11 protein-coding genes are annotated in these 13,564 nt (G+C 33.9%); 8 read left to right on the top strand and 3 right to left on the bottom strand.

The annotated features are described in order from the left end of the window. Positions 1-75 precede the first annotated feature (75 nt). Together NYE52_RS13040 and mntR are read left to right on the top strand one after the other, a co-directional pair. Positions 76-2,226 (top strand): type IA DNA topoisomerase, encoded by a 2,151-nt coding sequence (locus tag NYE52_RS13040; protein ID WP_341193461.1) that lies wholly within the window; start codon positions 76-78, stop codon positions 2,224-2,226. Between the two features lie 348 nt (positions 2,227-2,574). Beyond that, complete coding sequence (mntR, locus tag NYE52_RS13035; protein WP_341193460.1) at positions 2,575-3,000, top strand: transcriptional regulator MntR; 426 nt, start codon at positions 2,575-2,577, stop codon at positions 2,998-3,000. A 95-nt stretch (positions 3,001-3,095) separates the two neighbouring features. On the opposite strand, the gene NYE52_RS13030 is transcribed toward mntR, so the two are convergent. Next, positions 3,096-3,308, bottom strand: a complete 213-nt coding sequence (locus NYE52_RS13030; RefSeq protein ID WP_341193459.1) for a DUF3892 domain-containing protein — start codon at positions 3,306-3,308, stop codon at positions 3,096-3,098. Positions 3,309-3,517: 209 nt separating this feature from the next. On the opposite strand from NYE52_RS13030, the gene NYE52_RS13025 reads away from it, so the two are divergent. Next, the gene (locus NYE52_RS13025; protein ID WP_341193458.1) at positions 3,518-4,222 is read left to right on the top strand and encodes an AIM24 family protein; all 705 of its coding nucleotides are present in this window, start codon (positions 3,518-3,520) and stop codon (positions 4,220-4,222) included. Positions 4,223-4,316: 94 nt separating this feature from the next. Here NYE52_RS13025 and metA read toward each other — a convergent pair whose 3' ends face one another. Next, a complete protein-coding gene (gene metA / locus NYE52_RS13020; RefSeq protein ID WP_341193457.1) occupies positions 4,317-5,225 on the bottom strand; it encodes a homoserine O-acetyltransferase MetA in 909 nt (302 codons plus the stop codon). 397 nt (positions 5,226-5,622) lie between these two features. Between metA and NYE52_RS13015 the strand changes: the two genes are divergently transcribed. The 3 genes from NYE52_RS13015 (at position 5,623) to NYE52_RS13005 (ending at position 8,490) form a co-directional block, all read left to right on the top strand. Further along, a complete protein-coding gene (locus NYE52_RS13015; RefSeq protein WP_341193456.1) occupies positions 5,623-7,311 on the top strand; it encodes a formate--tetrahydrofolate ligase in 1,689 nt (562 codons plus the stop codon). A 141-nt stretch (positions 7,312-7,452) separates the two neighbouring features. Further along, entirely contained in the window at positions 7,453-7,989 is a 537-nt protein-coding gene (locus NYE52_RS13010; protein ID WP_341193455.1) for a hypothetical protein, read from the top strand. A 12-nt stretch (positions 7,990-8,001) separates the two neighbouring features. Next, positions 8,002-8,490, top strand: coding sequence for a glutathione peroxidase (locus NYE52_RS13005; RefSeq protein WP_341193454.1), 489 nt, complete (start codon positions 8,002-8,004; stop codon positions 8,488-8,490). 105 nt (positions 8,491-8,595) lie between these two features. On the opposite strand, the gene NYE52_RS13000 is transcribed toward NYE52_RS13005, so the two are convergent. Continuing rightward, positions 8,596-9,189 (bottom strand): MerR family transcriptional regulator, encoded by a 594-nt coding sequence (locus tag NYE52_RS13000; RefSeq protein ID WP_341193453.1) that lies wholly within the window; start codon positions 9,187-9,189, stop codon positions 8,596-8,598. Positions 9,190-9,504: 315 nt separating this feature from the next. Between NYE52_RS13000 and NYE52_RS12995 the strand changes: the two genes are divergently transcribed. Beyond that, positions 9,505-12,576: a GNAT family N-acetyltransferase gene (locus tag NYE52_RS12995; RefSeq protein ID WP_341193452.1), complete on the top strand. Its 3,072-nt coding sequence runs from the start codon at positions 9,505-9,507 to the stop codon at positions 12,574-12,576. A 16-nt stretch (positions 12,577-12,592) separates the two neighbouring features. Next, the gene (locus NYE52_RS12990) at positions 12,593-13,453 is read left to right on the top strand and encodes an amidohydrolase family protein (RefSeq protein ID WP_341193451.1); all 861 of its coding nucleotides are present in this window, start codon (positions 12,593-12,595) and stop codon (positions 13,451-13,453) included. Positions 13,454-13,564: the final 111 nt, after the last annotated feature.

The raw sequence follows: 13,564 nt of genomic DNA, 5'->3' as shown, positions 1-13,564 counted from the left end.
CTCTTTTTTGCGATTATAATGTTATCTTGTATAAAAAATATTAATGATGATAAGTAATGAAAATAGGTGATATAGATGAAATTAATATTAGCGGAAAAACCATCTGTATCGAAAAATATTGCAGATGCTTTAAAAATAAAAAATAGACAAGACGGTTTTTTTGAAGGAAATGGCTATATTGTAACATGGGCTTTTGGACATTTATTGCAATTAAATGATGCAAAAGATTATGATGAAAAAATGGCCACATGGAAATTGGAAAATTTCCCATTTATCCCGACGAAATTTAAATATAAAGTAAAGTCTGATCCGAAAGATAGAGACAAACCGGACCGTGGAGCTGAAAAACAGCTTAAAATAATTCATAGACTTATGAAAAGGCCAGATGTAGATACGATTATTTCTGCGTGTGACTATGATCGAGAAGGACAGCTTATCGGGGATAGTATTATCTATAATTTAAGAACGGAAAAAGAAGTATATCGTTTACTATTGAATGAATGGACTCAAAAAGAAGTATTAAACGGATTAGAAAATCTTCGTTCCAATAAAGAGCTGCGTCCTCTTCAAGATGCAGGTGTTAGCAGACAATGGGCAGATTGGTTAATTGGCATTAACTTAACATCTGTTGCCACTTTAAAATATCAAAAGGGCAAAGGGAAGGCTTTAAATATTGGAAGAGTCTTGCTCCCTACTCTCAAAATTATCTATGATCGTGATAAAGAAATCGAGAGCTTTGTACCTGAAAATTACTATAAATTACAAGCAACCTTTTTAACAGAAAACGGAAGCAGTTATACAGGTACTTATGTTGAGGAGAAAGAAGAGAAATTTAAAGAAGAACAATATTTAATAGATTTAGAGAAACAGATTAAGGGCAATACAGCTATCGTAACAGATAAAAAAGTGCAGAAAAAAAAGGAGTATCCACCTTTTCTATTTAATCTATCCAATCTTCAAGGCTATATAACTAGTAAGTATAAAGGCTGGACAGCAGATAAAGTATTAAAGGTTGCCCAAAGTCTATATGAAAAAAAGTACATCACGTATCCAAGAACAGCAAGTATTGCACTAGAAGAAAGCTTGATTTCGAAAACTGAAAAAGTAGTAAATCTCCTTGCTGACGGTTTACCATTTAAAGAGGAGATTAAATTTTTTCCTTCGAAAAGAATTTTTGATAATAAAAAGGTGGAGAGTCATAGTGCCATTATTCCAACCTACGTGATGCCAAAACGATTAAATCAAGAGGAAGAACAAGTTTATGAGGCAATAAAAAATCGCTTATTAATGCAATTTATGCCTGTTGCTGAGGTAGAAGAGACAAAAATCATTACAAGTATGGATCAGTTAGAATTAAAGGGGAGCTTTGTAACGAAGGGGAAAGTACAATTAGTAGAGGGCTGGAAAAAGATCGAAAAAATCCAGTCGAAAGATGTTATGCTTCCATTAGTTCAATTACAAGAAGAAGTATTTGCAAGTGAAGCAAAGACAACAACACATACTACCCAGCCTCCAAAAGAACATACAGAAAAAACATTGCTTCGATTGATGGAAACATGTGGGAAAAACATTGATGCGGAAAAAGAAGAGGATGTTTTGTCTATCTTAAGTGGTTTTAGTATTGGAACGCCAGCAACTCGAGCAGAAACAATTAAAAAATTAAAAGATATTGGCTATATTGAAGCAAAAAATAAGAATTTAGTATGTACTGATTTAGGGAAGAGAGTGGTTGAAACCTTTCCGATTAAAGATTTGTTTAATTTAGATTTCACTGGAAAGCTAGAAAAAGCCCTTTATGATATCGAAAAGGGGAGATTTAGTAAGCAACAATTTTTGCAGATTATAAATAATTTTACGACAAATGCAGTAGAAACAATAAAGAAGGAAGAAGATGTCATTATTCAAGAAGTCGCATATGTCAAACAAACAACAGAGGTGTTAGGAAAATGTCCTCTTTGTGGTCATTCAGTTGTAGAAGGAAAAAAAGGATTTGGCTGTAGCAATTGGAAGAATGGCTGTAAGTTCGTCATTTGGAAAAATGATAAATTTCTTGCGACAATGAAGAAAAAACCGACAAAAACAATGGTAAAAGCGTTGCTTAAAAACGGAAAAGCTCCTGTAAAAGGATTAGTAAGCAAAAAAGGGAATAAATTTGATGCAATCATGCAGTATGAGAAAAATCAAGATAATGAGTATTTTAGCTGGAAAATGGAATTCCAAGAATAGATTTTGATAGTGATTGTTTCGGGATAAAAATAGTAAGATGAAATGCTTTTAATCGTAAAAGCGGAAACGAGATATTTATAATAAACATCTAACGTTAGAAAGAATCTTGTTTCCCCTTTTTTTTTATAGTAAAATGCTTAAGAAATGTTCTTTTAATCCATGCTTTTTTTCGAAAGGCTTTTATTTTTCATTATTATTGTCTTAAAACAATTTATGAGTAAAAGCTTCATTTTCAGTAGTCAAATACTGGGGATGATATCTTAAATGAGCAGTACATACATAGAAACGTATACAAGCATATGCGAATAGAATAGAAAATAGGAGAAATCCTGGTAAGGAGGGGTTGAATTGCCGACACCTAGTATGGAAGACTATATTGAGCGCATTTACAACCTAATTGAAGATAAAGGATATGCACGAGTATCAGATATTGCGGAAAGCTTATCTGTACATCCCTCCTCTGTAACAAAAATGGTTCAGAAATTGGATAAGGATGAATATCTTGTTTATGAAAAATATAGAGGCTTGATTTTGACGCCGAAAGGAAAAAAAATCGGGAAACGATTAGTTTATAGACATGAGCTTTTAGAACAATTACTAAGAATTATTGGCGTAAAAGAAGAGAATATTTATGAAGATGTGGAAGGAATAGAGCATCATTTAAGTTGGGATTCCATTGATCGAATTGGCGATTTAGTTCAATTTTTTGAGGAAAATCCAGATTATACGAAAGAATTAAAGATTATCCAGCAAAAAAATGATTCGCTAGAATAAAGTAAGGGGAATTCTCTCTAGGTATATGCTACTTAACTTTATTAAAGTAGTATGATGCCGACAGAGAATTGCCCTTATTATTTTTTACAAAGCAGTTAAAAGATAGGCGGATAATTATCAAAGCTATCTATAATAGAATAGGATATATTCTCCTCTTGTATATCGTTTTCAATAACTTCGACCCCCCCTATAACACCGGTTTCAATATCCATCAATGCTTTACGATAGGAAATAACCCTACCATTAGAAGTTTTAAAACTAACAATGTCTCCCATATGATTTCTCTCAACTGCAATAATTTTTTCCATACTACTTAGCTCCTTTCCTCGTAAATAATTGAGTATTAATCAAACTACCAAAAAATAGTATTTACAAATTTAATAAAAATTATCATACATGTAAGGTTATGTTTTATATAATAGAAGTAAATATATTTATTTTCTACCCTATTTTTATATTTTCATGCAATCTTCTAGATGATATCCTTAAATTAACAAATTTAGAAAGAGGTGTGGAAATGGGGAGATATGGATTAGAGGAGTTCTTGGCAAAAACGGAGCAAAAGGATAAGAATGAGGGAGTTTTTGAGCTAGAAACAGAAAGAATGTTAGAAATAAATTTAACGAATCAAATATGGGCAAAAGCTGGAAGTATGGTTTCCTATCGAGGAAATATTCGTTTTACACGGGAAGGCATCCTGGAACATGGGTTAGGCAAAATGTTTAAAAAAGCATTAACAGGTGAAGGTGCATCATTGATGAAAGCAGAAGGGGATGGAAAGCTATATTTAGCAGACCAAGGAAAGAAAATTTCCATCCTTCATTTAAATGGAGATAATATTTTTGTTAATGGAAATGATTTACTTGCTTTTGAACCAACGATAAAGTGGGATATTAAACTAATGCGAAGAATTGCAGGCATGCTATCTGGTGGTTTATTTAATATAAATTTATCTGGTAGGGGAATGGTTGCGATTACATCTCATTACGAACCATTAACATTAAGAGTTACTCCCCATAATCCTGTTTTCACGGATCCTAATGCTACTGTTGCATGGTCTGGAAACCTAGAGCCAGAGTTTGTAACAGACATTACGCTTAAAACCTTTTTTGGAAGAGGAAGCGGAGAATCTATACAAATGAAGTTTTCAGGTGAGGGCTTTGTGGTTATTCAACCGTATGAAGAAGTATACTTTTCTAATGGTGGAAACAATAACGGATAAGGTGCGTAAGATAAAAGATAAAAGGCGAAGAGAATATTGCCAGTCAGGCAGTTTTCCCCTTCGCTTTTTACTTTATTTAGCCGTTAGTCTCATTCTAGTTCCATTCGTAAGGCGTTTCTTGGTAGACATAATAGTTGAGCCAATTGGAAAAAAGTAAATGGGCATGGGAACGCCATCTATTTAATGGCCTCCTACTAGGATCATTATTTGGAAAATAATGCAGGGGAAGATGGATATTTAACCCTTTTTCTTTATCCCGTTTGTACTCCTCTGCAAGTGTACAAGAATCGTATTCTAAGTGACCTGTGATCATGATTTGTTTTCCTTTATTTGCGCTAATAATTAATGCACCAGCGTCATCGGATGCAGATAATAGCTCTAAGCTCTGATGTTCTTTAATTTCTTCTATCGATACATTTGTATGCCTTGAGTGTGGGGCTAAAAAGCTATCATCAAAGCCGCGCATTAGTTTATCAGATGGATTTAAAACATAGTGAGAATAGATTCCATAACATTTTTGCTCTAATTCATATTTCCTTATCCCAAAATGATGATAAAGGGCAGCTTGGGCTCCCCAACAAATATGCAGAGTAGAGGTAACATTTGATTTAGACCATTCCATAATTTTCGTTAGTTCTTCCCAATAATCGACTTCTTCAAAGCTCATTAATTCTACAGGTGCTCCAGTAATAATCATTCCGTCATATTTATTTGATTTTATTGCTTCAAAGTTTCGATAAAATTGTTCAAGGTGATATGGACTTGTATTCTTTGATTCATAAGATGCCGTTCTTAAAAAGGAAATATTCACTTGTAAGGGGGTGTTTCCAAGCAATCTTAATATTTGAACCTCCGTTTTTTCTTTTTGAGGCATTAGGTTTAAAATTAATATGTTCAATGGGCGAATATCCTGTGCTTTTGCACGCCCTTCTTCCATTATAAATATATTTTCATCTTCTAGTACTTCTCGTGCTGGTAAGAGATGAGGAATTCTGATTGGCATATAGGTTTGTCTCCTCCTAATAATCATCTTGTTATGTATTTCTATGGTGGAAATAGTAGCATTACGTAAAATTGTTTATTGGTTTTATATGATGAAACAACTGATATTTAAACCTTATGAAAACATATGCGTTTTCTTAAATCATACTTTCTCCAACTGATAACATAGCTTATTATAAATTTGATTTGAATATGTCGCAATCATAATGTTTTGAATTTTTTAAATGATAGCTCATTTTATGTGTTAAAAAGATTTTAACTAGTGTACAAATAAGTGAAAAGAAATACATGACTATTCATTTGAAGATACGATAAAATGATTTTGTCGAAACGTGTATTTATAACTTCTTTTTTATTGTACAATAATATCTGAAGGTTTGAATTGCAGGAGGAAAATCATGGAGGTTAAGACGAAAATGAAATCTGACATCGAAATTGCTCAACAAGCAGTAATGAAACCAATTATACATATTGCCGAGAAAATGGGCCTAACAGACGATGATATTGAATTATATGGAAAATATAAAGCGAAAATATCCTCACAAACATTAAATGACTTGAAAAAAAATAAATCAGGTAAACTGATTCTTGTGACAGCAATTAACCCTACGCCAGCCGGTGAAGGGAAGTCGACAGTAACTGTTGGTTTAGGTGACGCATTAAATAAATTACAAAAAAAAGCAGTTATTGCGATGAGAGAACCTTCTTTAGGACCAACAATGGGGATAAAAGGGGGAGCTGCTGGTGGTGGAATGGCACAAGTCCTTCCTATGGAGGATATCAATCTGCATTTCACTGGAGATTTACATGCCATTACAACTGCTAATAATGCTTTGGCTGCTCTGGTAGACAACCATATTCATCAAGGCAATGACTGCCGTATAGATCAGCGAAGAATTGTATGGAAAAGAGCGGTAGATTTAAACGACCGTGCCCTAAGAAAAGTAGTAATTGGTTTAGGTGGACCATTACAAGGAGTGCCTAGAGAAGATGGTTTTGACATTACCGTTGCTTCTGAAATCATGGCTGTTTTGTGCTTAGCTTCAGATATCAATGATTTAAAGAAACGATTATCTCAAATGGTTGTTGCGTATAATGTGGATAAAGAGCCTGTAACAGTCGGCGATTTGAAAGTAGAAGGCGCACTTACCTTATTGCTGAAAGATGCTATAAAACCTAATTTGGTTCAAACGATTGAACATTCTCCAGCGATTATTCATGGAGGTCCATTTGCTAATATTGCTCATGGCTGTAATAGTGTCATTGCAACGACAACTGCATCAAAATTAGGAGATTTTGTAGTAACAGAAGCAGGATTTGGAGCAGATTTAGGGGCAGAGAAATTTTTGAATATTAAGTCGAGAAATAATGAGATAAATCCTGAAATCGTTGTTATTGTTGCTACAATTCGCGCATTGAAAATGCATGGTGGAGTTTCTAAGCAAGAACTTTCTGTAGAAAATACCGAAGCTTTAAAAGCTGGCTTTGCAAATTTACAAAAGCATGTTGAGAGTATTACAGAATTCGGTTTACCATTTGTTGTTGCAATTAATAAATTCGTAACAGACACAGATGCGGAAATTGGCGTATTGAAACAGCTTTGTGAACAAGCGGAAATTCCAGTTGCATTAACAGAGGTATGGGAAAAAGGTGGAGCTGGCGGCATCGAATTAGCTCAAAGGGTGTTAGCTATATTGGAGAAGAAGGAACAAAATTTTGAGCATATATATCAATTAGATGCTTCTATAGAAGAAAAAATACATACAATTGCAACGAAAATTTATGGTGCGAAGAGTGTTGAATATTCTTCTAAGGCAAAAAAACAGATTGTTGACTTTGAAAAATATGGATGGGCTAATCTTCCTATTTGCATGGCAAAGACACAATATTCTTTAACAGATGATCCGTCATTAATCGGCAGACCAGAAGGATTTTCGATTACGATTCGTGAATTTAAGCCGTCTATTGGTGCGGGATTCCTTGTGGCACTTACAGGAGATGTTATGACAATGCCTGGATTACCGAAAAGACCTGCTGCCTTAAATATGGATGTAGACGAGACTGGGAAAGCCGTAGGACTGTTTTAATTTTAGTCTAATATTACAAGTAATCTAGACAAATCAAGCGCAAGTATTATGTACCATAATAGCGGAGATTGTTACATTTCTCTGATATTGTAGGTAAGGTGCTTGCGCTTTTTCTACAGAAAAGCAAAGGAGGAAAAAAGCATGTTTGATCCTACTGCCTTTGAAAATATGAGAACAGTAATGGAAGGTCTTATATACGATAAAGATTTGGATGGAGATATTGTTATTTTAGATCGGAATGATTTTTTTAATAGTAGTAAATTATCAAGAAATTATACCATTACTTTTCGTTTGAAAAACCAAGAAAATGCGAAATTAAAATTTGAACTATCGGCTGATTTACAAAATTTATCTGCAGAGCTATTAGCAAATTCAAAAAATAAAAAATGGATTGGTGCTTCCATTTATATTCATCTTTATTTGCGTCATAAAAAGGATGAAGCTCTTTATCCTTTGTTACAGTCCTTAGTAGAAGATATATGGGGGAAAGATATGAAAATAATTCAAGAAATCAGTTTTCAGCCACTTGAATCAAATCATACTGTATATAATCATATTACCATTGATTTCAAGCGTTTAATTAGAGAAGAGCAAATAGATGATATGGTAACAATGATGGAATTTATGGAGAAAACATTACTTTCCCTTCACTCCATTGATTCTTTATTAACAATATAAGGAGAATGTAGAATGAGTATTTATGATTACGAGGTTAAGACAATGAATGGAAATCTTCAATCATTAAGCAATTACAGAGGAAAAGTATTCTTAATCGTGAATACTGCTAGTAAATGCGGCTTTACTCCTCAGTTTAAAGAGTTACAGGAATTGTATCAAACATTTAAAGATAGGGGCTTTTCTATTTTAGGATTTCCTAGTAATCAATTCATGAATCAGGATCCTGGAACAAACGATGAAATCAAATCATTCTGTGAAATAAATTATGGTGTAACCTTCCCGATGTATGCAAAAATTGATGTGAATGGGAAAGACGCAGACCCACTTTATCAGTATTTAACAAAAGAATTACCAGGAGTATTAGGAGTAAAAGCAATCAAGTGGAATTTTACAAAGTTTTTAATTGATGGAAATGGAAACGTGATTGGACGCTATGCACCAAGTACAAAGCCATCAGATCTAAAAGAAGACATTGAAAAGCTACTGAATGCTGTCTTATAAGAAAATGGATTAGGGAGTCTGCACATTATCTAGTGGGTGTATTTATTTCATGAAGAGATTGGCAGATTCCCATTTTTTCACTACGTTTAAGTATATTTTAAACGATTAACGATAAGAAAAGAGACGGATAAAACCAGTCTTTTTCTGCTTGATTTCCTTCTCTTTCATTAGAGAGTCTTTCATTTTTTTTGATTTAGCAAGGTTTTCTTCTTTATTTTGCTGGCTGATTGGATTTTCTAACAATGTAATTTTATTTTCTTGACTGACAATATGCTCGTTCTGGCGTTCAATATGCTCCTGCTGCTTTTTTAATTGCTGCACTAGTACTTGATTGAAGTTTTTTTGAAGTTCTAATTCTTCTTTAATTGTTTGTAAATCTTGAAGAAGTTTTTCCGTGGCATCCGTGGCAATTGGAATAGAGGTAGGAACAGGGCTTGTGAGCTCGTCTTCGATTTGTCTTAAAGACATTTGTTTTTCGTTGCGCATTTGTTTCACTTTTACTAAAATATCTAAGCTTTTTTGATCAAAATAACGATAGCCGTTTTCTCCAATAATGACCGGAATAAGCGTTTTTAATTCTCTTAACCAATTTCGTACAACCCCTGGACCTTCTTCAATATATTCCGCTGCTTCTTTTACGCTTAGTAATCTTGTTGTTTCTTCCTTCGTGGTAATTTCTTTTGTTTGTACACTTAACATTCTACACACCCCTCAATAAAAAATAATTGAAACAAAACCATTGGCTAGAAGGACGTTTAAAAGCCTTGTCTTTATACTTTTCGTGAAAAGAAAAGAAAATCCTTTGACGAGCTTTGTCTAGTTTTGTTGGATATTAAATTTAATTATCAGAAAAATTATTATTGCTATATCTTTACAAAAATTCTTAATAATAATACGATAGATAGGAATGTGGAAAAACATTCCTATCTTAATGAAGGGAGGAGTTAATATGACAAAACATAAAGATGTATCTATGCAAACAAAAATTCAAAATAAGAGGGATGAGGGGTCTTAGTGGAAAAAGTACAAGAAGGTTCACAAACAATAAAAATAGTAAGCTACCATGATGGTCTAGCTCAAAGGGTAGCTGATATGTGGACGAAGAGTAAAGATTCATGGGGAGGATCCGTTAAAACGGAGGAGCAAGTGCTTGAACAGCAGCAAAGTTCCGATAATCTTGACACTTTCTTAGCTGTTTTGGGAGAAGAAGTGGTGGGATATTGCGGATTTTCTGTTTATAAGGAAGATGTTGGAGCGTTATATGTACCTTTGTTAAACGTTCGTCCAGACTTTCATGGAAAGAAAGTAGGAAAAAAGTTATTATTACATGCCCTAACGAAAGCAATAGACCAAAAATGGCCAAGGTTGGATTTATATACATGGGCCGGAAACTTAAAGGCAGTTCCTTTATACAAGCGTTGTGGCTTCTTTTGGGAAGATAATGATCAGTATACCCACTTAATGAATTTTATCCCAACTGTTCGTAATAATGAATTAATCAATCATTATTTAAAAGACATGGACTGGTATGAAGATTTAAAAAGAAATCTTGAAATTAAACCAGATGGAGAGATTGTTCAAGGGTTTACACACTATGAATATATTTGGCAAAAAGAAAAGGAGCGTGTAATTGTAAAATTCGAAAAAAATGGCAGAGGCATCAGCTATATTGAAACAAAAGATTTTCAACTAGAATTAGTAATGGAGAATCATGAGTGCATAGAAGAAATGGAACAGCAAGTGTACTTGAAAATAAAGAACAAAATGACAAAACCAGTTTCCATGCAAGCATTAGCAGATAATCATGGCAGAATTAGATGCAGCTTTTCTAAATCAATTGCAGTAATGGGAAAAGAAGAGCTTACTGTTCCATTTCCTTTTGTAGTAAAAGAAGGGGAAGAGCCTGTAGAAGGAAAAACGTTTCCTGCAATAAAGGTTGATCTCAGTATTAACGGATTGGAAACAAGTTTACAATTGGGAATCTTGCCTAAGTTGCCAATTTCTATTGAAACAAAGGAAATAGATTCCATTTTAGTTAAAGGTATGAATACTTACTTAGATTTGGAGCTGGAAAACAATTTAGAGAAAGATATTAGCGCTAGCCTAACAATTCCTTTGAATAATTATTTATTATTTGAGGGAGACAAGTACTCTTTCACGCTGGCGGAAAAGGAGAAAAAGTGGCTTCGTATACCGGTGAAAGTAAAGGAGTGCGGATGCTTTAAAGAAACGATTACATGTGAAATTTTTGAAAATGATTGTAATCTATTAAGCATGGAGAAAGAAATGACATTAGGTTTAAAAGGGATTGGCCAGCGGTTTGTGGTGGAAAATGAGAAGAATTGGAAAATGTTTAACGGTCCCCATCAGCTTTCCATAAGTAAAACAGATCAAGAGACTGAAATTAAAGGTACTGATTTTACTATATTCGCTCCATCAATTGGGAAACCGTATTCGAATGAGCTATCTAAACTAAAGCCTTATAAAGTAAGTGAGGAAAAAGTAGACAGCAGTATAGCCTTCAAAATGTTTTATAGGTCTAGTGATTTTCCTGGCATTGATATCGTTCTAACGAACGCTTTATTCGCAGAGGGGTATGTGAAACGCTGGGTAACTTTAATTAATAATCGTTTAGGAGAACAAGAACTTAGCTTACAGGAAACATTCTATGATTCTTGGCAACAGCTTTATCTTCCTTTAAAGGGAGAAGTTGTTTTGTTCAATGAGTTAAGTACTGTGTCTCCATCTGAATTGGCTTCAAAAGATATCTCAGGAAATTGGTATTTTTCTTCTCAAAGTGTTTCTCCTTTTGGAGTAGCATGGGATAAGAAATCTAAAATCAAAATGGATAGCTGGAAAATGCATATAGAGTCAACCACCATTCTTAAGCCGAATGAATCATTTGATTTTCCACCTATATGTATAAATCTTGGTGCCTATCGTAAATGGCAAGATTGGGAGTTAGCAGCAGAAGGCATTATAGAAGAAGGAAAAAGAGCCGTTGTCAATGATATAATGGTCGAGTTTAACAATGGTAATCCAATTTTAGAGAAAGCAACTCCTTCGACAACTCGGATAAGAACCTTTAGGAATCAGCCCTTAATTGGTGGTGCTACTTTTACTATTAATGAAAAAGACGTCCAATCATTCCAGATTAATACAGATGAATTAGATGTTTATCAAGTAAACAATCAAAATAGGTTTAAATTTGGTTTAAATAAAATAAATACTTCTGTTAATCTGCCTACAAAGAAGGTAGAAATTGAGGAGTTATTTTTTGTACCTAGTGACGAAAATATCACAACGGATATGCTCGAAGAAGACGGGTTAACTGTTTATCGTGTATCAAACGGAGTAGTAACCTTTAAAGCTTCTCCATCTTATTATCCAGGTATTTATTCGATTGAAGTAAATGAGAAACAATGGCTAGAGCATTCTTTCCCTAAACCAATTGCAAAAAGCTGGTGGAATCCATGGTGTGGAGGGATAAAGAATGGTCCTCCGGATTTAAATATGTTTTCGTTGTTGAAAGAGCAGACAGTATGTAATTTTACGACTATAAAAGATAAATATAAGAACGCCTGGACTGGCTTAAAGCTTGAAACAACCATTAGCCATCATCAGAAGTGGAAAGGTTTAAAGTATGTGCAATATTATGTAACAATGCCTGGAGTACCCCTTTTGATAACGTTTGTAGAAATTATCGATCATGCAGGTTATCGGATGGCAGAAGAAAATTGGCATACGAATCTATTTATGACTTGTAATGACAAGGATAAATGTGTTCTCCATATGAAGGATGATAAGGTGAAAAATAAACAATATTTCGTTGCTGATGAAGAACAGGAAGTCAATGTAAAGGATAACTTTTATTTATCTTTACGGGAAGATAAGCTTTATTACATTGCAAGTGAATCTGCAAGTGATACAGAGTTTTACAGCAATAAAGAGGCAATACAGCTAATTTCCTTCGACAAAGCAAACCGAATAGAGAATCGATTATATAAAGAACCAAATTATTTATTATTTACGAATGAGGAAATTTCACTAGCCTTATTAAATCAAGTTAGAAGAATTGTATTTTAAGAAAGGGTATATTTTGATGAAAATAATTGATGCACATATTCATTATTCGAATATAGACACATTCAAAGATACTGCTAAAAATCTTTCCTTTGTTGATTATAGTTTCGAAGGAATAAAAAAAGAAATGAACGACGCAAATATTGTCCTTGCAATTGGAATGGGTGTTACAGAAACTCCGGAGATGGGTTTTCCTGATTATCATGCCAAAACGCCAATGGGGCTTGATTTGGATGCAGATCTTCCTGAAAATGTTGTCTATTGTGCTGGAATAAATCCATATGATATGGATACGTCAGCCTTAGAACGATTAGAAAAGGAAATACAAAAGCCAAATGTTGTTGGAATGAAAATCTACTTAGGCTATTATCCCTTTTATGCTTATGATGACGTGTATGAAACCGTTTATCAGCTTGCGGAAAAATATCATTTGCCTGTTGTTTTTCACACTGGAGATACGTATTCTGAAAGAGGACTCTTAAAATACAGTCATCCTCTAGCAATTGATGAAGTGGCAGTAAAACATCGTAAGGTGAATTTTATGATGGCGCATTTTGGGGATCCATGGACGCTAACTGGTGCCGAAATTATTTATAAAAATTCGAATGTATTTGCAGATTTATCCGGTTTAATCGTTGGAACAAAAAAAGAGCTCGAAGAGGCACAGGAAGGAATTTTCCTCAATCATTTACGTCATGCTTTAGTTTTTTCTCATTCTTATGATAAATTACTATTCGGTACAGATTGGCCATTAGCGCCATTCGGTCCTTATGTAGAGTTTATTAAGAGTCTTATTCCAGAAAGCCATCATGAAGATGTGTTTTATCGGACTGCGCTAAAAGTATTCCCGAAAATAAAGCCATTTTTAATCGAAGAATAGAAATTAATAGCTATAAGAAAGCCAGAGTAGAATGGGTAAAACCTTTTTCTCTGGCTTTTGTCTATAGAAAGAGATATTCTTTCTTATTCGAATAACTACTTTTCATGATAC

The sequence above is a fragment of the Niallia sp. FSL W8-0635 genome (assembly GCF_038007965.1).
Lineage (GTDB): Bacteria > Bacillota > Bacilli > Bacillales > Cytobacillaceae > Niallia.
This window is presented reverse-complemented; position numbering and strand designations above follow the sequence as displayed.